At 47.3% G+C, this 20,805-nt stretch carries 33 protein-coding genes; 17 read left to right on the plus strand and 16 right to left on the minus strand.

Going from position 1 to position 20,805, the window contains the following annotated elements:
• Positions 1 to 3 precede the first annotated feature (3 nt).
• The 16 genes from ACUZ8J_RS13275 to ACUZ8J_RS13350 all read right to left on the minus strand — a co-directional run bounded on the left by ACUZ8J_RS13275 (position 4) and on the right by ACUZ8J_RS13350 (position 8,952).
• The gene (locus ACUZ8J_RS13275) at positions 4 to 597 is read right to left on the minus strand and encodes a terminase small subunit (RefSeq protein ID WP_446694073.1); all 594 of its coding nucleotides are present in this window, start codon (positions 595 to 597) and stop codon (positions 4 to 6) included.
• On the minus strand, positions 590 to 856 hold the full coding sequence (locus ACUZ8J_RS13280) for an HP1 family phage holin (protein ID WP_446694074.1): 267 nt from the start codon (positions 854 to 856) through the stop codon (positions 590 to 592). The genes ACUZ8J_RS13275 and ACUZ8J_RS13280 overlap by 8 nt, the downstream gene beginning before the upstream one ends.
• A complete protein-coding gene (lysC, locus tag ACUZ8J_RS13285) occupies positions 837 to 1,124 on the minus strand; it encodes an Rz1-like lysis system protein LysC (RefSeq protein WP_446694075.1) in 288 nt (95 codons plus the stop codon). The genes ACUZ8J_RS13280 and lysC overlap by 20 nt, the downstream gene beginning before the upstream one ends.
• Positions 1,125 to 1,474: 350 nt before the next feature.
• Positions 1,475 to 1,987 carry a glycoside hydrolase family protein gene (locus ACUZ8J_RS13290; protein WP_446694076.1) on the minus strand — a complete coding sequence of 171 codons (513 nt, stop codon included), beginning with the start codon at positions 1,985 to 1,987 and terminating at the stop codon, positions 1,475 to 1,477.
• A 2-nt stretch (positions 1,988 to 1,989) separates the two neighbouring features.
• On the minus strand, positions 1,990 to 2,595 hold the full coding sequence (locus ACUZ8J_RS13295; RefSeq protein ID WP_446694077.1) for a Gp49 family protein: 606 nt from the start codon (positions 2,593 to 2,595) through the stop codon (positions 1,990 to 1,992).
• A gap of 173 nt (positions 2,596 to 2,768) precedes the next feature.
• Positions 2,769 to 3,749 (minus strand): hypothetical protein, encoded by a 981-nt coding sequence (locus ACUZ8J_RS13300; protein ID WP_446694078.1) that lies wholly within the window; start codon positions 3,747 to 3,749, stop codon positions 2,769 to 2,771.
• 19 nt (positions 3,750 to 3,768) lie between these two features.
• Positions 3,769 to 4,092 carry a hypothetical protein gene (locus tag ACUZ8J_RS13305; protein ID WP_446694079.1) on the minus strand — a complete coding sequence of 108 codons (324 nt, stop codon included), beginning with the start codon at positions 4,090 to 4,092 and terminating at the stop codon, positions 3,769 to 3,771.
• Between the two features lie 238 nt (positions 4,093 to 4,330).
• Positions 4,331 to 4,591 (minus strand): hypothetical protein, encoded by a 261-nt coding sequence (locus ACUZ8J_RS13310; RefSeq protein WP_446694080.1) that lies wholly within the window; start codon positions 4,589 to 4,591, stop codon positions 4,331 to 4,333.
• Positions 4,584 to 5,165: a TIGR02642 family protein gene (locus tag ACUZ8J_RS13315; RefSeq protein ID WP_446694081.1), complete on the minus strand. Its 582-nt coding sequence runs from the start codon at positions 5,163 to 5,165 to the stop codon at positions 4,584 to 4,586. The genes ACUZ8J_RS13310 and ACUZ8J_RS13315 overlap by 8 nt, the downstream gene beginning before the upstream one ends.
• A 92-nt stretch (positions 5,166 to 5,257) precedes the next feature.
• The gene (gene ssb / locus ACUZ8J_RS13320) at positions 5,258 to 5,887 is read right to left on the minus strand and encodes a single-stranded DNA-binding protein (RefSeq protein WP_446694082.1); all 630 of its coding nucleotides are present in this window, start codon (positions 5,885 to 5,887) and stop codon (positions 5,258 to 5,260) included.
• A gap of 10 nt (positions 5,888 to 5,897) precedes the next feature.
• The gene (locus ACUZ8J_RS13325; protein ID WP_446694083.1) at positions 5,898 to 6,335 is read right to left on the minus strand and encodes a hypothetical protein; all 438 of its coding nucleotides are present in this window, start codon (positions 6,333 to 6,335) and stop codon (positions 5,898 to 5,900) included.
• A gap of 10 nt (positions 6,336 to 6,345) precedes the next feature.
• Positions 6,346 to 6,711, minus strand: a complete 366-nt coding sequence (locus ACUZ8J_RS13330) for a hypothetical protein (protein ID WP_446694084.1) — start codon at positions 6,709 to 6,711, stop codon at positions 6,346 to 6,348.
• Positions 6,704 to 7,423, minus strand: coding sequence for a replication protein P (locus tag ACUZ8J_RS13335; RefSeq protein WP_446694085.1), 720 nt, complete (start codon positions 7,421 to 7,423; stop codon positions 6,704 to 6,706). Before ACUZ8J_RS13335 ends, ACUZ8J_RS13330 begins: the two co-directional genes overlap by 8 nt.
• Positions 7,420 to 8,259: a hypothetical protein gene (locus ACUZ8J_RS13340; RefSeq protein WP_446694086.1), complete on the minus strand. Its 840-nt coding sequence runs from the start codon at positions 8,257 to 8,259 to the stop codon at positions 7,420 to 7,422. The genes ACUZ8J_RS13335 and ACUZ8J_RS13340 overlap by 4 nt, the downstream gene beginning before the upstream one ends.
• Positions 8,260 to 8,264: 5 nt before the next feature.
• Positions 8,265 to 8,744 carry a phage regulatory CII family protein gene (locus ACUZ8J_RS13345; RefSeq protein WP_446694087.1) on the minus strand — a complete coding sequence of 160 codons (480 nt, stop codon included), beginning with the start codon at positions 8,742 to 8,744 and terminating at the stop codon, positions 8,265 to 8,267.
• 10 nt (positions 8,745 to 8,754) lie between these two features.
• Complete coding sequence (locus ACUZ8J_RS13350; protein ID WP_446694088.1) at positions 8,755 to 8,952, minus strand: hypothetical protein; 198 nt, start codon at positions 8,950 to 8,952, stop codon at positions 8,755 to 8,757.
• A gap of 132 nt (positions 8,953 to 9,084) precedes the next feature.
• Here ACUZ8J_RS13350 and ACUZ8J_RS13355 point away from each other — a divergent pair, with 132 nt between their 5' ends.
• From ACUZ8J_RS13355 to ACUZ8J_RS13435, 17 genes are all read left to right on the plus strand, one after another.
• Positions 9,085 to 9,690: a S24 family peptidase gene (locus tag ACUZ8J_RS13355; RefSeq protein ID WP_446694089.1), complete on the plus strand. Its 606-nt coding sequence runs from the start codon at positions 9,085 to 9,087 to the stop codon at positions 9,688 to 9,690.
• 50 nt (positions 9,691 to 9,740) lie between these two features.
• The gene (locus ACUZ8J_RS13360) at positions 9,741 to 10,388 is read left to right on the plus strand and encodes a hypothetical protein (protein WP_446694090.1); all 648 of its coding nucleotides are present in this window, start codon (positions 9,741 to 9,743) and stop codon (positions 10,386 to 10,388) included.
• Between the two features lie 40 nt (positions 10,389 to 10,428).
• A complete protein-coding gene (locus ACUZ8J_RS13365) occupies positions 10,429 to 10,746 on the plus strand; it encodes a hypothetical protein (RefSeq protein ID WP_446694091.1) in 318 nt (105 codons plus the stop codon).
• Between the two features lie 1,197 nt (positions 10,747 to 11,943).
• Positions 11,944 to 12,336 carry a hypothetical protein gene (locus ACUZ8J_RS13370; protein ID WP_446694092.1) on the plus strand — a complete coding sequence of 131 codons (393 nt, stop codon included), beginning with the start codon at positions 11,944 to 11,946 and terminating at the stop codon, positions 12,334 to 12,336.
• On the plus strand, positions 12,330 to 12,668 hold the full coding sequence (locus ACUZ8J_RS13375; protein WP_446694093.1) for a hypothetical protein: 339 nt from the start codon (positions 12,330 to 12,332) through the stop codon (positions 12,666 to 12,668). The genes ACUZ8J_RS13370 and ACUZ8J_RS13375 overlap by 7 nt, the downstream gene beginning before the upstream one ends.
• Entirely contained in the window at positions 12,665 to 12,952 is a 288-nt protein-coding gene (locus tag ACUZ8J_RS13380; protein WP_446694094.1) for a hypothetical protein, read from the plus strand. The genes ACUZ8J_RS13375 and ACUZ8J_RS13380 overlap by 4 nt, the downstream gene beginning before the upstream one ends.
• Positions 12,949 to 14,208 (plus strand): PD-(D/E)XK nuclease-like domain-containing protein, encoded by a 1,260-nt coding sequence (locus ACUZ8J_RS13385; RefSeq protein WP_446694095.1) that lies wholly within the window; start codon positions 12,949 to 12,951, stop codon positions 14,206 to 14,208. Before ACUZ8J_RS13380 ends, ACUZ8J_RS13385 begins: the two co-directional genes overlap by 4 nt.
• Positions 14,205 to 15,185 carry a RecT family recombinase gene (locus ACUZ8J_RS13390; RefSeq protein ID WP_446694096.1) on the plus strand — a complete coding sequence of 327 codons (981 nt, stop codon included), beginning with the start codon at positions 14,205 to 14,207 and terminating at the stop codon, positions 15,183 to 15,185. The genes ACUZ8J_RS13385 and ACUZ8J_RS13390 overlap by 4 nt, the downstream gene beginning before the upstream one ends.
• 57 nt (positions 15,186 to 15,242) lie before the next feature.
• Positions 15,243 to 15,833 (plus strand): 3'-5' exonuclease, encoded by a 591-nt coding sequence (locus ACUZ8J_RS13395; RefSeq protein WP_446694097.1) that lies wholly within the window; start codon positions 15,243 to 15,245, stop codon positions 15,831 to 15,833.
• A 53-nt stretch (positions 15,834 to 15,886) separates the two neighbouring features.
• Entirely contained in the window at positions 15,887 to 16,639 is a 753-nt protein-coding gene (locus ACUZ8J_RS13400) for a hypothetical protein (protein WP_446694098.1), read from the plus strand.
• Positions 16,640 to 16,731: 92 nt separating this feature from the next.
• Positions 16,732 to 17,844 (plus strand): hypothetical protein, encoded by a 1,113-nt coding sequence (locus tag ACUZ8J_RS13405; protein ID WP_446694099.1) that lies wholly within the window; start codon positions 16,732 to 16,734, stop codon positions 17,842 to 17,844.
• Between the two features lie 110 nt (positions 17,845 to 17,954).
• Positions 17,955 to 18,170 carry a hypothetical protein gene (locus tag ACUZ8J_RS13410; RefSeq protein ID WP_240131203.1) on the plus strand — a complete coding sequence of 72 codons (216 nt, stop codon included), beginning with the start codon at positions 17,955 to 17,957 and terminating at the stop codon, positions 18,168 to 18,170.
• 2 nt (positions 18,171 to 18,172) lie between these two features.
• The gene (locus ACUZ8J_RS13415; RefSeq protein WP_446694100.1) at positions 18,173 to 18,361 is read left to right on the plus strand and encodes a hypothetical protein; all 189 of its coding nucleotides are present in this window, start codon (positions 18,173 to 18,175) and stop codon (positions 18,359 to 18,361) included.
• A 124-nt stretch (positions 18,362 to 18,485) separates the two neighbouring features.
• Positions 18,486 to 18,959 carry a zinc-finger-containing protein gene (locus tag ACUZ8J_RS13420; RefSeq protein ID WP_446694101.1) on the plus strand — a complete coding sequence of 158 codons (474 nt, stop codon included), beginning with the start codon at positions 18,486 to 18,488 and terminating at the stop codon, positions 18,957 to 18,959.
• Positions 18,959 to 19,714, plus strand: a complete 756-nt coding sequence (locus ACUZ8J_RS13425; protein ID WP_446694102.1) for a DNA-methyltransferase — start codon at positions 18,959 to 18,961, stop codon at positions 19,712 to 19,714. Before ACUZ8J_RS13420 ends, ACUZ8J_RS13425 begins: the two co-directional genes overlap by 1 nt.
• Complete coding sequence (locus tag ACUZ8J_RS13430) at positions 19,711 to 20,022, plus strand: hypothetical protein (protein ID WP_446694103.1); 312 nt, start codon at positions 19,711 to 19,713, stop codon at positions 20,020 to 20,022. Before ACUZ8J_RS13425 ends, ACUZ8J_RS13430 begins: the two co-directional genes overlap by 4 nt.
• Before the next feature lie 66 nt (positions 20,023 to 20,088).
• On the plus strand, positions 20,089 to 20,730 hold the full coding sequence (locus ACUZ8J_RS13435; RefSeq protein WP_446694104.1) for a phage N-6-adenine-methyltransferase: 642 nt from the start codon (positions 20,089 to 20,091) through the stop codon (positions 20,728 to 20,730).
• Positions 20,731 to 20,805 lie beyond the last annotated feature (75 nt).

Raw genomic sequence — 20,805 nt, forward strand, 5'->3', positions numbered from 1 at the left:
CTGTTACTCCTCCTGTGCCTTAGCCTTATTTCTTCCGGTGTAGCGACGAACAACCACTTTAGGACGCTCGCTAACTTCCACTTTATCAGTCCAAATCTTGTGATACTTACCAAGCAATTCAAGGGCTTTCATTTTGTCCCACTGTTTAAACTTCTTGGTAAAACCCACTTGTTCACGGTCATCACCCACGCCTTCAAATAGCTCGTCAATCTCCATACCAGAGCAGGCACGGCGACAATGTTCAGGCCATTCGTTAAACGGTTTTGCGCTGCCATCCTCGTTATAAATGCCTTCCATATCCGCAAAGGCCACAACGGCAACCTCTCGAATAATGCGCTCAACTGTAACGCCTGCAATTTCAAACAGATTATTGATATGCCAATCAATTGCGTATTTAACGTGAGGACGGTTGTACATTTCCCAGCCTGTTTTCTTTGGCTCCTTGGCCTTAGAGCCAGCGCGGATCATCGCATTCGTTTTGCTTTGATCAATCAGATACTCGGCAATAAACTTGCGTTCCATATCTGTGTATTTGTGATAGCTCCAATCAAATTGAGCCTTGGTTTGCTTACCATCTGCTCGCTCTTGCTTAGCCATTACTTAACTCTTTAGCTAAACGCGCCTTAGCAAGTTCAGATTCAAGCCGTGTAAGCTCCGCTTCTCGTCGATCCTTTCTAGCGTTATAAACTAAGTTGACGATGAACGTCAGCAAAGCCAAGAACAATCCACCCCACAGCGCCAAATCGTTCACAGTAAAAGCGCCTCCTGCTGCTGTAGTAATAGAAGCGCCATAAGACGCAGCCGCGACAACCTTTTGGCTACCGACTTCGCTGACATTATCTATTGGGTTGTTCATTAGCCTTTGCCTCTCGCCAGTCATGTAGCGCCTGCCAGTCGGTATTGCACCGTTCAAGCGCCGCGATGAGTGTCAATGAGTAGTTATAGAGATCTGGATTGGTTCGGCCCGTGTAATGAGGAATATTGCATTCGCTCATTAATTGCTGAGGCGGCAATACATACACTGTCTTGGTCGTTGTTACGGTTCGCACAATAGGAACGCTGCTCGAGCAACCGATTAAGCTCATCAGGCACAGCAGCAACAGTCCACGATTTATCAGCTTCATCGGTCGAACTCTCCATCACAGCCTTAGCCTTGGTTTTGGTATTAATCAGCTCGGTTTCAACGGTATTGCGTCCCTGCTCGCGTACATTGAGCGTTTTAGCAGTGAGCGCAGCATCCAGCCGCAATCGTTCCTTTTCAATCTCAGCCGCCTTAAGCTGCACTGTTGCGTTGTCCAAATCGGTTTGAATCACGGCCTTGGCCGCAATTTCATTGGTTAAGCTGGTGTTCGCCGTGGATAACTGACCTGCCGTTACTGCCCACATAGCACCGCTCACAATCACGGCAATGGTTAGCAAGGCAATCACCGCCATCGCAAAGTTGTCTTTAATGGTTTGAAACATGGGTAAGCTCCTAGTTAAGTGAAGTGACACAAACCTTGTGCCGTTCCTGCGCCCTGAGCCAAACGCCATAACAGCGTTTATTGCCCGGAGTTGAACAGTCATATCCAGCAACAGTGCGATACTTCGGCAGCAGCAACGCATCACATGCTTGACGGTATTCACCCTGCATCACATGCTTGCGCATCGGTGAAGCCAGCCAACGGCCAATGCCGTATTGGTACACCCAATCAATGTAAAGGTCGTATTCAGCTTGACTAAGTGACGCACCAGGTAAGCTATCTCTAAATCTAATCTCGTCCTTGTCGATGTGCGCTTTGCTGGTTTTGAGAGCTGTGATAGGGGTAAATTTCTCGCCAAGCTTTACGGGCCTACCATCTGCGTGATACGTGGAGCCAAATCCGCCAGTTGGTCTATCACCTTGCACCGGAACGGTAGCAACTGGCGCAAATCCTTCTGAGGTAACTAGCGTGATAAACGCAGCAGCAGAAAGGCTTAGGCCAGTGACGGCGATACGTGGGCGCATGATTACTTAACCCACATACCATCTGTAAAAGAATCACCTGCAGGCGTTACGAATTGACCGCCAACCACTTCACCACCGCCAAACTTTTCAACCAACTCAGGCCAGTTTGAGCCAGTGAACAAGATGCAGCCGAAATCTTTTAGACGGTCATGCAAGCACTCGGCGTAGTCTTCCATTGCAGCAGCTTGACAGCTCAACATTAAGCGATCGCGACTATCTAACGACTTAAATTTGTCGCCTTCAACAAACTGATTCAGCTTAACCAGCTTAGCCATTAGCTCGTTGTGCTCGATGATCATGCGGTCGATGTGGTCAGTAACCGGAGCAACACCATTAATTTCTTTAGAAAGGCAGTAGCCTTCCAATTCCCACAGCTTCTCATTGGCCTTGGCCATCACCTGCTCAATGGCGTACTTAGCCCCAAGCGCAGCGTCAAACTTACGCGGATCGGCGCAAGCACTAATTGCCGTGGCTAACGAGAATTTAGTTTCACCGATAGGCAGCAAGGCAACTGCTACGGTTGTCGTCGTTCCTTCGACAATGTGGGTCTTGCATTCGACAGTGGCGAGTAACGCCTCAATCATTGCGGAGGTAACGGTCTTAATCATCACGGAGTCCTCGGAGTCCAGAAACAAAAAAGCCCGACGAATGCCGGGCAAAGTGTGGGAACTAGAAACGCAAAAGCCACCCCGAAGGATGGCTTTGATTGTGATGTGAGCGATAGACACACTAATCACAGGATAGAAAAATCATATACCCTCGGATTTCTATGTCAACAGCTTTAAGATTCATTTAGCTCTTTATACTGAATTAAACCTAAATATTTAGAGCCTTGAACTTGGTAGCTAGGCCCGTATATTACAGCAACCGGCTTACCATCGATTACTACAGTTTTAGAAATATCCCTTAATCTATGTACGATATTTAATCGTCCAATGAGAGATTCAATTGAACCATCCCAATCATGGATATGCTTTGTAATTAGCGTTCTTAGCAATTTTTCTTCATCACTAAAAAGTTTTTCGCTTACATTTTTAAAAAACTCGTCATGAAGATCATTAAATGCCTCAGTTTCTTTGTAGCTAAAAAATTTTGAATAAGAACATCCTCCATTCAATCGCACCTTAAGCGCCGCACTCTCAACCATCAATTGCCCTATCATAGAACCGTCCTTAAACGACTTACCTTGCATTTCGCTGACTAAATCCTCGAGGGCGCAAACGTAGTCAACAACGTCTGGAGGATAGTCACCAGTTGCTAAACCTTCCTCGTATGCTTCGCAAAGCTGCTCGAGTGACTTTGCGTCTGGTGCCACTTCCGCCTTGAAAAAATCTGCATCAGAATCTAAATCTTCGTAATTGTAGTCATCAGGTTTCAGATTAACGAAATGATCCCAATGTTCTTTTTTCATAGGTGAATTGTCATTAGTGGTTTCTGTTTCTAGCGCTTCGGCAAGTTCCGGCTCAGCCTCGAGCACTTCTGCGCGTTGCAATTCTGCGATGCGCAGGCCAAGCGGAAGATTGTTCAGGTGAGTAACTGCCTCATCGAGAGTCATTGAGCCATGTTTTAACCAGTACAGAGATGCTGCGACATTTCGCACACGGCATCCAGAGTCATCCAGTAGTCTAATACCAATAACACCTTTTACAGCTTCTTTGCAGTCATTAAAGGATTGTTCACCTGTTAGATTTAAAGTTTTTATTGCTGATATTAATTCTTCATACCGAGAATTTAGTAGTTCTTCCCATTCTTCATTAGTCATAAATCACCTTCAAAATTTATCAGTTAAGTGAGCAATTAGTTTTAATTTCATAACCCGCATCAACCAGCAGCGCGCAAATCCCCTCGACGCTAGTTGTTTTACACTGGCGCGCAATCGCGGCCATGGCGTTAATCTTCGCTTGGCGATTGCAGATTGCTGCTATAGCGTTAATCTTCGCCTGGCAATTGTCGCAAACTTGCGGATCACGCTGGCGACGCTCCAATAACTCGAAGGCCTCTCGTTCCTCCTTGGATTCTGTCATGTCATCCGTGGTGTTTGGTGGAAGCGCACAACCTGACGCGTGAGAATCGATGGTTTTAAGTCTTTCGATATCGTTTTGCATAACTACCTCGCACGCCTGCCGGATGTGAACTCCTCAAGCGTAATAAGCGCATCATTTAGCTTAGGGTCAATACTGAGTGGTCTTACGTGACGCATTTCATAGTTGATACAGGCTAAAATACACGCCTCCCTAAGCTCGGATGGAGTGAACCTCGCCCGCTCAATCATCGACTCTATAGTTAGAACAAGTTGACGATATTCAGGGTCGTTCATGTACTTTTCTTCAGGCGTTTTCATACCTACCTCCAACGGTTAACGCGGTTGCGCTTGCGGTCTGATTTGTTGCGGCGAGGAGAGAAATGTGAGCTTTCTTCATCTTCTAATTTGGGCGGTATCAGTTCATCAAGCCAAGCGCCTGTAATTTCACCATGCTCAGGCTTCATGTCGTTAATATCAGCCACGGTTACCACCGCATTTCTTAGCTGCAACGTCATTAACGCCCTTCCAAGCATTGACTTACCAACGCCGCAGGCGCCGATAATCACGATATTCTTATCCATTCACCACCTCACTTTCTGCTTGAACCAAACGCAACACACTGGCCGCATACTTCGCCGCTTCACCTTCTTGCTGGTAGAGCTCGTCGATGGCCTCCATGTAAACGTCGTAATAAATCTGGCTGAATTGCTGCGCGCTGATTTGCAGGCCTGACAGCCCGTTAAACGTTGCAGTCATCAGCGTTACGCTGCGAACATTTTTAATCCCCGAGCCTTGGCAGGCACGACAAGGGCGACCACGACTATCAATCGAGCCAACACCATTACACTTAGGGCAAGTGTGCGCGCCGCAAACCTCAGTCACCGCCATAAACGCCAGCGCCTTAGCTGCCTTTGGATGAACGTTCCGCGCCTCAAACGTGGCTGTTAGTGCGTAAGCCAACTCTGCGCGGCTGTTGTGATTGCCGCCAATCTTGGCCTCAAGCACTTTCACCCCAATCGGGTTAACGTGCTGCACCATGGCAATAACGCCTGCAGCATCCTCGCGGCTAAAGATGCCATTGCCGCTGGCGCGCGGTTCAACGCTTATCGCCTGCTGCGAAGTCAAACAAAATAGTCTTTCAAGTGATACGCACATGCGTTGTTCTCCAAAGTCTCGCCAAGTCTAAGCGCCAAACTCACCGCGCGCCCTATTCAACCTTTATATTTATTCTTTTAAATCAATAACTTCTAACAACACAGCAATAACGCAGGGTATTGTAGCCCTATGGGGGCAAAGGGAATATCGTCATCCCAGCCATCATCCAAATCAGGGGTAAAGTTTTGCTGCGGTTGTGGCGCTGGTCTTTGCTGCGGTGCGGGCCGTTGTTGCGGCTGCTTTGGTTGATACGCTGGAGCTTGGTAAGCTGGAGCCGATTGCTGCGCAGGTGCGCGGTATTGCTGTTGGTGCGCAGGGTCTTGATAACCGCCATTGCTCTGCCCTTGTCCTTGGCCTTGAGCTTGAGATTGCCCAGTTGGTTTCGAGCCAAGCATTTGCATTGAGCCGTGCATATCGACCACGATTTCAGTCGTGTAACGGTCTTGTCCGCTTTGGTCTTGCCACTTACGGGTTTGCAGTTTGCCCTCGATATAAACCTGTGAGCCTTTGCGCAGGTACTCGCCTGTAATTTCGGCTAGCTTTCCAAACAGCACGACTCGGTGCCATTCGGTGCGCTCTTGCTGTTGCCCTTGTTGGTCCTTCCAGCTCTCGCTTGTAGCCACGCTGATGTTGGCCACCGCATTTCCGTTGGGCATGTATCTAACTTCCGGATCCTGCCCTAAGTGTCCAACCAAAATGACTTTATTAACGCCTCTTGACATAACTATCCCCTTATCCGTGTAATGCGATTAGCGCAGCGTCGCGCGTATCTTCGTTAGTGCGCCCACCTTGCCAGCCAGTTAGCTTGCAAAAGTAGGCATGATTCTTTTTCGCCATCATCTTCACTTCACCGCGCAGCGGTTTAACCAGTTGCACTTCCACGCCTTTCGAGTTGAGCATTTCTTTGATGAGGCTTGCAGTCGCTTTCACTTGGCCTACATTCTGCGAGATTTTTCGCATTGCTGCTGGCCCTGTTCCTGCGCGATGCTTCACACCTGCCCAGGCGTTTACATCTTCCAGCTTGACGATGATTTCGTTATCCGCTGCGAGTGTTGTGATGTACTCAATCAACGCGGGGAAAGGCATTTTATGTAGCGAGTTAATCTTGTTGCGGATCACGATGGCGACGCCGCTGGCTTCTAAATCTGGGTCAATGCCGATAATTAACATTTCAGTTTCCTCATAACTGCTGGCTTCTGTAGCTGCTAGCCAAGCCGTGTAAAAACGTATTGGCGTTTTTGCGTCCATCGCGACCGCCGGCTAAAAACAATCTTTCGTACTCAACAGAAACCGCGTGGCGTTGCCCATCTGGTATCCAGCGAATGCAGCGCTGCACAAAACGCAAATCAGACTCACCACCGCGGCAGTGATAAAACAGCGGCATAGAGCGCACGGGTTTTGCTGTTCTTGCGGCTTCAACCAATGCGCGCATGTCTGGCTTTGGTGTTGCAGGCTTTGCCGTTTCGTCATTCGCCGCCTTAGGCGCATTCACGAAGGCGTATAAATCTGGCGCATCATCGGGCAACGCCTTAAGCGGTCTAGCCATGAGCTCTCCGGTACTTAAATGTTTCGCCTTTGCCCTTGGTGCGCTGCTGTTGGCGTAGTGCTGACATACGCTTTTCGATACTGGTTAAAGGACGATTACCATCAGCTATACGCTTAGCTATTTCATCCTCGATATACCCTCTGGCGCTTGGCGCTTGGTTTTGCAGTAATGGCGTATCCTTACTTGGTAATATTTCCCCGCGTTGAGCCATAGTTAACTTGCGTAGATACACTGTTTTGAACAGGTCAAAATCTTTACCTATCGGTAATCGTTTGCACTCAAACCCAACCTCAAGCCATGTGGAATACTCAACATCGTCAGCGTAGTTTTGCTTGGTACGACAACGATCAAATGCTTCGCGGATTTGACCTTCATTGGATTCAGTACCTAGACACCACTGAACTAACTGACCGATAGAAGGCCAGAATGCGCTATCGTCAGCGCGAGCCTTTACCAAACAACGCTCAATCTGAATTAGCGAGTTAATTCCGTTTTCTGTCATCGCCAAGCGCATTTGCGCTTTCCATCCACGCACTGCGTCGGTTGTCGGCAAGGCTTGCTTCCACGCAGGCCTTATGTCGCGAAGCTGCTTGGCAAGCTCGCTTAGAATGGTATCTACTCTGGTGTCAGTATCTTGGGCAGTTGCCGCAGAAGTGTTCACGGTTTTCATCGCTTGAATGGCGCCACTCATGGCTTGAGTTAAATCTTTCATTGCACCACCTCACCGTCGATCACGTATCCGCCTTGGTGTTGTTCGTCAGATTGGTGATCAAAAATGGAAACATCCCAATCGATACCGCCGTTGGCATGGTCGTTGTTTGCGGTATCTGAAAGCGCCCATGTTTCTTTCCAGTGCTCATCAGGCCCAAAGAACGTAGCAAGCTGCTTAACCATCCGAGAACCAATCAATCTTCTCGCATCGCAATAAGTTCGGTATCGCATAACACCGGCAGCAAGATCTGCATGGGGCACGCCGGATTTAATACGGGCACAGTACGCCTTGTACGCTTCCAGCTTGCTGTTACCACCCTCGCGCTCAGGCTTCGATTGCCAAATCTGCTCAAACTCAGATGAATAATCAGGCTTGTTTTTCGCACTCGGGTTATCGCCGTTTTTTGGCGATGACCCATGTATTATTTCCTTTCCCTGTTCCTTTCCTTTCCTTTCCTTTCCTACAGTGATCCCTCCGTGAGTATTCAGTGAAGGCTCACAATTGTTAAATAACTCTTTGATTTTGCTAGGAGTTGGCCTGTTTACTTTTTGATGTTTTACAAAATTCTTGATAACACCAAAAATCTTGCCTTTTGAGGACTCATTGAGTTGTAAATAACCAATTTCACAGAGTTGATTGAGGCACTCTTGAATGCTCACTGATGGCTCAGTGAGTGGGAACAAAGAGCACTCAATGAGCCTAGGATTTGCATTAAAGTAGCCCTCATCGTCAGCAAGATTCAGTAGACCGATTGCAACGAGACGCGCAGTTTCGGAAACTGTTGCTAAATCTTCGTCAGTCCAAAACTCTGGCTTAACCGTTCTTATCCGTGCCATAACCGCTACTCCCGCACTTGCTGTTGAATGGTGCTGTCAACTTGGAATAGCAGCTCAACGACTGAAATCGTGGCCTTGCGAATATCGGCATACTCGGCATCGGTAATAATGCCGTCCGCTCGCGCTTGGCGAATCGTTTTGCCTAGCTCGCCAGTCCGCTCTTGTACTAACAGCAATAGATCTGAAAACTCATCGTCAGTAATGCCAGACTTAGGTACGTCAATCAGCACTTTTCCCATGCTTACAGCCCACGCGCTTAAAATGCGCGCATCCTGTGTTACATGGGTAATCGCCACCGCTTCACCTAAATGCAGTTGATGGAAGTCGCTATCGTTGTTCAGCTTGGCGAGCAAGGTTTTAGGGCTCTTACCCAGCAACCTCGCTACCTCTGAAATATTGTGGTCATCCGTCAGTGATGCAGCCGCAGCAAGTGGATCTGTAGAAACTGCCGACGGTTTTCGCATGTTTGTTTTGCTGAAAAACATATAATCCACCTTAAGCAGCAGGATTATTGATAAGTGATTCACTGGTGATCAGATTTTTTTCCATAGCTTTCAAAACGATATTAGCCGGAACGCTATTGCGCATTTTCCAGTTATGGACAACCTGAGGACTCACATCAAATAAGCGTCCAATTTCAGTGGGCTTAGATCGGTCAAAACCGAGCTTCTTGCAAAAATCGTTGTAGTTCATACAGCCTCCTAAATTATCTGCATTTCATTTTTACACATCATGTGTATTTGCGCAATGCGATTTTTACACAACACGGTTGATGACCTGTAACGCCTCATTATTTACACTTATTGTTTATAAATCGGAGGATTAATGGACAGTGTTTATAAAAACATCATGGCTCTAGCAGGCATGAAAGGTGTAACAAAAAAGATGGACGTAGCGCAGATGATTGGCGCAACCCCTCAAAAGTTAACCAACTGGAAAACCAGAGGCGTACCTTCGGCTGAATACAAGAATATTGCAGACAAGTTAGGCGTTAGCGTTGATAAATTGCTAAGCAAAACTGGTCATGTAACGAATGTTGAACCAGCGCCACATAGGAAGGGAGAGGTGCCAGTGCTTTCATGGGTACAAGCAGGGAACGCGCAATTAGCAATTGACGATAACGATATAAGTGAATGGGTGCAGACAACTTGCCAAGTGCGAAGAAATACTTACGCGCTCAGAGTGCAAGGTGACAGTATGATGCCAGAATTTATGGAAGGTACTATTTTAGTCGTCGAGCCTGAAATTGATTATTCAGTTAATGATTATGTCATTGCTAAAAATGGTGATGGCGAAGCAACATTTAAACAACTGGTAAAAGATGCTGGCAAATATTACTTAAAACCTAGAAACCCCCAATATCCAACCGTGTCACTTGACGGCTATACGGTAATAGGCGTTGTTAGGGAAGCAACTCGAAAGCTCAAATAAAACTATTGAAATAGCTGTTATTTATTATGCAAATTTAAAGGACTTTCTCTATGGGATGGATAATATTTTTTGGAATAATAGCAGTGTTTTATTACTTTGCTAATAACAAAGAACAAAACTCATCCTATCGAAAAGTAAAAACATACCAAAGAAAACAGATAGATGACGGTTATATTGAAATAGAAACGGTAACAACACAAAAACTAGATAATGTTGACTTTAACATTAACAAGTCGCATATAAAACCTACTGGCGACGGTAGTAAAGACTCATATAATTACAACAATATTATAGAAATAGATATAACACCTAACACAAAAGAACATACCGTAAAATTAGAAAGCAAACCTTACAACTCCAATTTAACCGACCTTAACTTTAAGGCGATAACAAACAAAACAGAAGTTACACAAGGATATATTCCTAGCAGCAAGCTTTGTAACGGCTGCAATAAAACACTTCCTATCTCTCAGTTCAGTTCACACCCGACAAACCCTGATGGAAAAACCAAGTGGTGTACAAGCTGCTTAAAAAAAAGTAATAAAAATAGTAAAGCTAACTCAGATTTAAAAAAGTGCAATAAATGCGGCAATATGCGCAGACATAAATCATTTTACCAAAGCAGTAAAACAACTGACGGACTTTCTAAATGGTGTGTTTTTTGCCACGAAAAACATAATCGTTTAAGAAGAAATTAAAATTGTTGACAATTGTTTAAGTTACTGGAGTTGCAATATCATGGAAGTGTTCAAAACATATCTGTTTATAGACGGTCACGATGAAGGTTGTCCTTATCTAATAGACACCATTTTTTATAAAGGCGAGTGGTGGCTTGTTTCAAGTTGGCTTTACAACGACTCAGCAACACAGCAAATACCAGAGAGATTAGTTCGTTTGACGGGACTTGAGTTTGAAGAGGTAAGCGGACATCCGTACCGTTTTTTGTTGAAGAACTCAATACCCAAATCTGTCCTCGATGGTAAACCGCAAAGCGGATATGTGGTTTCAATGTATCCGGCGCTCTTGCATACCCAAGTTTCGAAACAAATCCAGTAGTCATAAGTTACCCACAATTAAAGTAATGAAGTAATTGGAAATCACCAAGCACAGTCAACATCTGCGGAAATGCTAACTGCCTTGGTGGGTTCCCGAGGCGTTCGCGCAAACGTCTCGTAGATGATCAATGTCAGTTGACAGGCTAAGGCTCCGCAACCTTAACGCTCTCTCCTAAACAGTAATCATCAAGGGCGGCCAATCACTTATTTTGGTTACCCAGCGCTGGGTGACAGCATTTTCAGGTCATATCATGAAAAAGCCAGTCACTGTTAAAGTTACCATCAATGTGGGCGTAACACTCTTTGCTATCAGCAAATTGCTTGAAACCCTGCATCAAATCGGTTGGCTTTAACCCCAAGCCCACATCACCCGCTGTGGGCTTTTTTATTATACCCGCCTTTAAAAATACCTCAAAAATATTAAAAGCAAATAATTCAGTAACTTAAAAAGATTACTCATCACTCATAAAAATATTTTACACATTTAGTGTATTTTTACTTGACGCATTTATACACATGATGTGTAATTAATTACACCAAGGCTACACGCCTAACGCTCTTTAACAATTTGGCCCATGAACAACTAACCTTGGCACCCTCATTTGTGAGGGAACCAAGCTAGGTTACTCCGAGGATCACGCGGCGGAGGATAGTAATCCGCGTAAATAGACTTGTGCGCCTCTTGCGGCGACCGGATAGCTGCTCCCCCAGATAAGGGATAAAACGCTGGAACAACCAGCGGCGGCTAAGTGACTTGATCACGTTCTGCGAGCATGACCCGTTAAGCGCGCAACCCCGCCCCGTTCTGGCGGTGTGGTAAGAACACCATGCACCTTGCTTCTCTTAGCAATAAACAGCAAGCGAGGGCGTATTGGGAAGCAGTTTGCACAATCGGTTAAATAGCGCGGTGCGCAACGTGCTGAGTTACGGCGTTACAACGCGCTGGTGTACAGCGAAAGCTCGGAAGGCCGTACACAAACTGCTTCACTAATGCGACTTACAAGCCAGCCAAGGAGAAACAAATGTCTGAATCAAATCACTTAACTTGGGCTAGAGATGGGTTGGGGAGATGTTTTGTTGTTCACAGGGGAGATATTAGCAACATTTTGTATTGCGCTTTTAACGCTAGCTCAGCAATGGCATTTATCAGGGTGTATGAAGAATTACAAACTAACTGACAGCCTATCAAGGAGGACTTATGGACGACCGCTATTCTGTTTATGAAAACCAACTGCTTTACGCGCTAACCGTTGCGCTGCTCGCTAGCAAAAATGGCGACGCAATGAACGATAGCGCAGTTAAAAACTGCCTTGAATCAATCGAGCAGCACAGCTTAATCGGCCCACTCAGCGATGCGTTTGATATGCACTTCTGCCAATTCACTGGCTATCTGTATCACTACATCGACGACAAGCTAACGACAATCGGCACTCTGCGGATCAGCTGCTTAGGCCGCGCCAGAGTTGCAAAGCTTGGTGGACCAGTTCAGCACGCCATCAATACCACTGACCGCACCGTTAACTACATTGAGCGCAAAGAACGGCGCCGCGGTGTTTATCGGATTGACTTAACGGGAGCACTGCCATGTTAACCAACGCCAACGCAGCGGGTGATTATCTTGTTGCCCAGCTATCACGCTCAATCGCGCTCGATAGCGCCAAAGCCGAAGCAATAAGCGCTAAAGCCGAGTGGATTGAAAACCAACTGCAGCGAGGTATTGCCGTGGAAGGACACGACCTAGACACCATTATCGAAACCGTACTCGATAACAATGGCATTAACGAGGCGCTAAAAACCGCTTATCTGTACGGCAATCCGCACGGCATCAATGTGTTAATCGATGCCGAAATAACCCGTTTATCAAACCTGATAGCGCCCGATTTGGTTAACGCGCATCTGGATAGCTTGGAGGATGTGGCATGAATGAATTCAGATGTAATAAATGTGAAAAGCTAATACTTCCAGACCCAAAAACTTTTGCTGTAGGTGACAAAGTTAAGTTTATGAGAATTAAGCATGGAGCTCGCTCTAGCAGCTTTAATTCTGTGTCTGGAAAGATTATCGCGCTTGATGGTGATGATTCAGTGGTAGTTCGTGCTCGCGGTATAGATACCAAGGTTTTACGAACAGGTATCACCCATGAAAACCAACCAAGCCCAGTAAGTTACGCTTTTATCGGTACATGTACCTGTGGAGGTGAAGCATGAGCAAGCTCTTTAAAATGACCTTTAACCCCATGGCGAGTGCGCCAAAAGGCACTTGCAGTATTACTTACTGCATTGAAGTAGATAGCCTCGCTGACGCAGAACGCCAAGCCGAGACAAATCTCGCCGCCGAAGGTTACAACCGCAAACACTTTCGCCGCAACATCGAAAGCCATTGCACGCTAGTTGAGTCACAATCGGTTGAGCCTGACAAGGTTGAAGCGGTCAAATACGACGATTTAATTGACCACGATAAAGGCTTATATGCCGACGCGCTCAGCCCTGAGCCAGTTAACAGCCATGACCCAAGCGATTCAATCGAAGATGATGACCCCTTTGCCGCCTTTGCGCCAAAACCGTGGACCATCGAATCACTAAACGAGCGCTTAGAGCAGTTAGTGCCAGGTGAACGCTTAATCATCGACGACTTGCCCGATGACATTTACCACGGCGCAATCGGCGTGAGCTCAAGCAAGCTCAAGTTGTTTATTGAGTGTCCACAAAAGTACCACGCCAAGTACATCGCAAAAATCATTCCGGATCCTGAAAAATCCTACTTTGATTTTGGCAAGGCAGTGCATACCACATTCTTGCAGCCTTGGTTGTTTGCCTCAAGCTACGTGCGTCAACCTGACTCAATCAAAGTACGCCGCAGCAAAGCATGGGATGACTTTAAAGCCGCAGCGGATAGCGCTGGCCAAGTGGTACTTACCGCCGACCAGTGGGACGATATGCCGATTTTGCGCCAATCGCTTGAGTCAAACCCCAAGGCCAAAGCGCTAACCACTGGCGGCGTATCTGAGCGCAGCATTTTCACCCGCGACGTTGAAACAGGGCTGATTATCAAATGTCGCCCTGACTACATGATAGGTTCGCTGATTATCGACCTTAAAAGTGATGCCAGTGCGGATCCGCGCTTCTTCGGTGCCAAAGCTAAAAAGCTTGGTTACCACATTCAAGATGCGCTTTATACCGATGTGGCTGGCGCCGATGAATTTGCTTTCCTCGTTGTCGAGTCAAGCCGCCCGTTTGTAATCACCGCGCCTGTGATACTCGATGCCGATGTTAAGCGCCTTGGTTATCTCAAGTACCGCAAAGCCATGCGCGAGCTTAAGCGCTGCATGGAGCACAACGTCTGGCCAGCGTACACCGACGTCGCGGTAACAGTTGGACTAAACGCATTTGAAGCGCAAGAGCTTGATGCGCTTGAAAACGAGTTTTCCGAAAGTAACACCATCAATATGGAGCGTGCAGCATGACAGCACATACACCAGTCATCATTGACCAGCCGACCAGCACCACTGAGTTAATGATGAACCTCGACGCGATGAACAATATGTATCGCTTGGCTGAAACCATGGCAGGCGGTAAAGCAACAGTTCCAGCCCATTTGCAGGGTAACGTAGCTGACTGCATGGCAATTGTGATGCAATCAGCACTGTGGCGCATGAATCCGTTTGCAGTTGCCCAAAAAACCCACGTTGTTAGCGGCACGCTTGGTTATGAGGCACAGTTAGTTAACGCAGTAGTGAAGCACTCAGGCTCGGTACAGGGTGCATTTCATTACGAGTTTTTTGGCGACTGGTCAAAAGTGATTGGTAATTTCATCACCAAGACGAACCAGAACGGCAAGCAATACCAAGCGCCTAATTGGACGCCTGCAGATGAAAAAGGCTTAGGGGTTAAGGTGTTCAACACTTTAGCAGGAGAAAGTGAACCGCGACCACTTGAGCTTTTGTTATCTCAAGCGCAGGTCCGCAATTCAACACTTTGGGCATCCGACCCTAAGCAGCAATTAGCTTATTTAGCGGTTAAGCGGTGGGCGCGCCTATATTGCCCTGAGGCAATTCTAGGCGTTTACTCTGCCGATGAATTGGAATTAGAGCGACCTGAGCGCGACATTACACCGCAGCCAGAGCAGCGCGCAGACTCACGCTTAAACCAAGTGTTAAGCGGTGCGGCAGTTCAGCAAGAGGCAGTAGTCGCTGAGCAAACGGCTGAGCAGCCAGCGCAAGCCGCGCTGCCATCACCGTTTGAAAAGTTAAGCTTGTCACTTAATGACTGCACAACGATTCAAGAGCTTGATGAAGTCGCCGCCGAAATTGCCACGGCAATTCAATCGCGCAAGGTTAGCGACTCTGAGAAGAAACACTTAGGCGCAATCTACAAAAACCGCAAAGAACGGCTGCAACCTAAAGAGCCTGAAATCGACTACGAAACAGGCGAAGTCGCCTAAATCATATTTCCCCTTTTAACTCTTAATATGGCGGCTCATAGCCGCCAAGGAATCCTTATGTCTTTAATTCTACCCTTCGACACCGAAACAACAGGTTTGCCAGACTGGAAATCCCCGAGCGAAGCAGATCACCAACCTCACTTAGTACAGTTAGCCGCACTGCTGGTTAACGATAAGTTTGAAATCGTTAAAGAGCTTGATGTGATCATCAAGCCAAACGGTTGGATTATCCCCGACAAAGTGGCTGCAATCCACGGTATCACCACAGAGCGCGCCATGGATGAAGGTATTCCAGAGCAAGAGGCGTTAGCGCAGCTGCTCGAAATGGCGCAAGGCGCGTTGCGTATCGCCCACAACAAAACCTTTGACCAGCGCATTATCCGCATTGCCACCAAGCGCTATAGCGATGAAGCCACGCAAGAGGCTTGGGCCAATAAAGATAATTTTGAATGCACCATGGCAATGGCTAAGCCAATCATGCAGATGCAACCTAAAACGCGGTATGGCTTTAAGTCACCAAAACTAGAAGAAGCCTACGAGTATTTTACTGGCAAAAAACTCGAAAACGCTCACAGCGCCATGGCCGACACTAAAGCCTGCTTTGAAGTCTACAAAGCCATCGTACTCGGCGCGAATAAAGCCGCTTAATCCACCAATCAATCACCATGCTCTGAGTTATCATAGCTAAAGGACCTCTTACAATGGAAAACCAACAAGAATTTGAGCCAACCGTTAACCCTATGACTGCCACAGTGCAAGAAATGTTCGGCCAAGTGCTGCAGCAACGCATTCAGTCTGGCGCGCTTGAGCAAGCAATTGGCAAGTATGCTGACAAGCTAATTGATGATGCTGCTAGAGACTGCTTTCAAAGTTATGGCGATGTTGGCAAGGTGCTTAAAGAGCAGTTTGCCAAGGCGATAATGCCGCAGCTTGAAAGTATTGAGGATCTACCTACCTATCACGAATACGTGACTAACCGCCTCAAGCTGGCCACCCAACAGTTTTACGATAACCGCCTTGCTGCCATTCTAGATAATGAGCTTAAGGAATTACTTAGCGAATTGCCTGAGCAAATCACTCTATCGTGGCTGGTAGAAAAGGTGTTAGCAGAAAGTCGCGAATACAAAGATGATGATTATGAAGGAGAAATCACGCTAATTATCGAAGAAGATAATACCTATGGGAAATGGGCACATATCTACCTTGACAAAGAAAGCGATAGATCAAAACACGACTGCGAGTTCGATTTACACCTAAGCCAAGATAAAGAATCAGGCAAATGGAAAATCATCGGTTTGCGGATTAACGGGCGTAAAGCAGGCGAACAGCTCAGCATGGGCCGTCAATACGGCTTTGAAAAAATTCTGTTCAACGTCTACGCCATGCAAGGAAAAATCGAGTTTGACCAAGGTCTTTATGCGTCAAGCTACGAAACTAACTGGTACAACGACTAACCTAGCTTAACCACCCCACCAAACACTCATTCACGGCGCGCAGTTAGCGCGCTGTGGCTTTGCTTTATCTAAAATTAATTAAGGAGCCAGTCATGGCCGCAAAATCCCCTAAAAATGTTCAAGCAACTGCGCCAGAACAAACCACTAACCTGCCCGTTCCGCTGGATGAAATCACCGAAGCCAAGGCCGTCGAACTCGGGCCATTGCTTTACACCGAAGCAAACTCATTAACGCCCTACATTGAGCACATCAAAGCCAGTGTTAATGAAGTGCCAGATCTAACCACCACCAAAGGCCGCGACCGTATCGCCTCGCTTGCTGCCAGCGTAAGCCGTAGCAAAACCGCCATCGAAAAGCCCGGGCGCGCCTACCTTAAACACATTAAAGCCGTGGTGAAGCCGGTTGAGCAAAACCTGAAAGCGTTTGTCGATTCCTGCGACGCCCTACGCGATGAAGTGCGCGCCCCACTAACCAAATGGGAAGAAGAACAGCGCGCCAATCAAGAACGCCTGCAATCCAAGGTTGATTACTTTGGCGAAGAATACCAAAGCATGCTTGAAAACATGCCGAGTAACCTGCATGAGCGCGCCGACTTTATCAAAGCCGTGCTTGATGACATTAAAGCCGAGCCAGTTGGCGACGATTTTGAGTCGATGAAAGAAGCTGGCCAAGCTGCCAAAGCACAAACCGTTGAAAAAATGACGCTGGCCTATCAAGCCGCGCTCATTGAGTCAGACAACCAGCGCAAAGCCGACGCGCAAGCCGAGCAAGAACGCCTAGCCCGTGAAAAACAGATTGCCGAAGAAGCCGCGGCGAAAGCTAAAGCGGATGCAGAAACGGCGGCAAAGGCGAAAATCGAGCAAGCGGAGCGAGAAAAGCAGGAAGCGATACAGCGTGAAGAACAGCAACGTTATGCGGCTATCCGTGAGCAAGAAGCAGCAAAACAACGCGAGCAACAAGCAGCGGAGCAAGCCGCCGCTAATGAACGCGCTCGCATCCAACGAGAGCAAGAAGCCAAAGAAGCGGCAGAACGCCAAGCCAAAGAAGAAGCCGACCGCAAAGCCGCTAATGTTGAGCACCGCCGCAAGATTAACCAAACAGTTATGCAGCATCTTATCGCCCTTGGTGCAACTGAGGAGCTAAGCAAGGTCATTATTACCGCTGCTGCTAAAGGCGAACTCGGCGCAATGACTATCAGTTATTAACGCGCCAACTACTAGCGCGTGACTCACTTCAACCCATTAAAAACCTAAGCGCGGCAAGCGCCTAGCCTGCCGCGATAGGACTCTTATTTTTAAAAAATTGGAGAATCATCATGGCAAGAGCAAGGCAATATCATCGCGGCATCGGCGCCTGCGCAATCGAAGCGCCAAAATCCGAAGGCTGCAAACGTGGAGATATTCTGGTAGGTCAAGCCACGGTTAAAGCGTTTAAGCATGGTTGGGCATTGTTAGGTTCGCGCTTTACCAGCAACAAACTGCGCGCCATCGAGCACGCTAAGCGCATCGACCGCATGTTAGTAAGGGGTTAGCCATGTTTAGAGTATTTGGCATAACCCGCAGCCAAGCGGAGCAACTGGCAAAGCGCAAGGTTAAGCGCGTTAAAAAAGTGGGCAAAAAGAGTATTGAACTCACCGAGCCCGAGTATCAGCAAGCCTTAGCTGATGAAATAACCCACCAGCTACGCACCGCTAAACCTAAACAGCTTAGCCACGACCTTTAAACCCCTGCAATCTGCCGCGATTACATGAGCCTGATTAAAGAAGAAGCGCGGCTTTTAATCATGCACCGCAAAGAAGGCGAGCTAAACCCTAAAACACGCAAACCTAAAATGGAGTGGGTAGTTTATGAGGCCTAATAAACACTGCTCAGAGCCGCTAACGCCTTTGGATACCCACGGCAAAACGCCGTGGAATCCAAGCCGCCGCGCGCTAAAGCGAGTCAAAGACAGGGTAGAAATACCCTGCATTTGCCCATACTGCCGAGGACTGGTGAATATCACTCATCACCAGGTTATATACGGCGGCAAGCAATACGGCGAATGGCCTTGGGTTTATGCCTGTGAGGACTGCGACGCCTACGTAGGCATGCACCCATTCACCAACCTGCCACTAGGTACGCTGGCCGATGGCACAACCCGCAAAGCGCGCACCAAAGCAAAAGCCGCCTTTAACCGCTATTGGCAATCGCGCGGCATGAGCAGGAATGACGGCTATCACTGGCTAGCGCAGCAGCTCGGTATCGAAAAATCAAAATGTCACATTGGCTGGTCAGATACGGCCCAATGTGAGCGGATAATTCAAGTTTGTAAGGGGGAATGATGGAGCAATTTAAATCAGAAAATGCTCGACTTATCTTGGGAGACTGCCTCGAAGTTGGAAGCATTATTCAAGATAGCAGTATTGATTTAGTTTTAGCCGATGTTCCTTATGAAGTTACTCAATGCTCATGGGATGCAATTATCGATATAACCCAAATGTGGGAGTTGATAAAGCGTGTTATTAAGCCAAATGGAGTTGTACTGCTCCATGGGGCACAACCGTTTACTGCAGTTCTAACTTGTTCAAACTTGCCGTGGTTTAAGGAAGAAATAGTTTGGGAGAAGGGGAACGCAACAGGCTTTTACAATGCTAAAAAGCAACTAATGAGAGCACATGAGCACGTTCTTGTTTTTTGTGATGGTTCAGGAACTTATAACCCGCAAATGACCCAAGGACACCCAAGAAAAACAGCATCAAGAAAGAAAACAGGTAGCGAGTGCTATGGAGAAGGACCAAAAGGAGCTATTTACGACAGCACTAGCCGTTACCCTCGTTCTGTTCAGTTTTTCTCATCTGATAAGCAGCGCAGAAAGTTACATCCAACTCAAAAGCCGATGGCTTTAGCTGAATGGTTAATCAAAACCTACAGCAATCCAAACGACACTGTTTTAGATTTTTGCTTCGGTTCTTGCACTACCGGTATTGCAGCACTAAACACTGGCCGAAAGTTTGTCGGTATAGAAAAAGCACCTAGATATTTTGAGATTGGTATGCGGCAAATAAGCCAAATAGATAAAGATGCGGAGGCAGCATGAACCACCTTATTCAAGGCGGTGAGTCGGCCGAGCGCTTTAAGCTGCTACTTAGCCTAACCAAAATCAAGGAGCCGATTAGCTCAGCCCTCTTTGATTACTACGTTAAAGGCGTTAGCTCAGGCAACGCGGCAGAACTGAGAGGCATCAAGCACGGCAATGTAAGCCGTGGTGCAGATACCCTCGAACAACACGCAGCCATCGTCGAAGCCATCAAACAGCTTGATTGGGAGAAGCACATTGCAAAACTCAATCAAGCCAACGCCCGGATAGCAGAGCTAGAAGCACTGCTCGCAGATATCAACAAATAGCCGCTCGCTTAACTGATAAAAAATAACAGTTAAAAACTCTTAACCTTTCCCTATCGAGATAATCCCATGAGCATAAGCACCTATGCCGAATCGTTGCGCGCACTAAAAAGTAAAACGGTTCACCGTCTAAATGAAGTCGGCGACCAATGGCGCACGCCAGACGCACTTTACTGGGGCGTATTCGCAAAGTTTGGCCCGTTTGTACTCGACCTGTTTAGCGATGGCGACAACGCCAAATGCCCTCGCTATTACACTGTTGAAGATAACGCCCTCACCCAAGATTGGACTAAGGACTTAGCAGGCGGCAAGGCGTTTGCAAATCCGCCTTATTCCCGATCCAGCTACGAAGATAAGCAAGCGATTACTGGTATGCGCAACATTATCGATAAGTCGATGATCGAGCGCGACAAGGGCGCCAAGTTTGTTTATCTCATCAAAGCGGCCACATCGGAAGTCTGGTGGCCGGAAGAAGCAGATCACGTCTGTTTTATCCGTGGGCGCATTAGCTTTGACCTACCCGAATGGTTTGTACCAGCCGACAAAACGCAGGAATCATCAAGCGCCGGATTCGCCTGTGCGATTGCGGTATTCGATAAGACATGGCGCGGCGAGCGTATGAGCTATGTAAACCGCGATGACCTACTCCGCGACGGCCAAGTGATGCTAGATATGATTGCAGCGGCGGCGAATAAACAGGAGGCAGCATGAACGAACCTGACGACAGCGAAGAATCGCGCGGAACGTGGGCGATGATCGGCATTGTAGTAACGCTATTTATCTTAA

This window comes from Shewanella sp. Koi 1 (assembly GCF_052907445.1).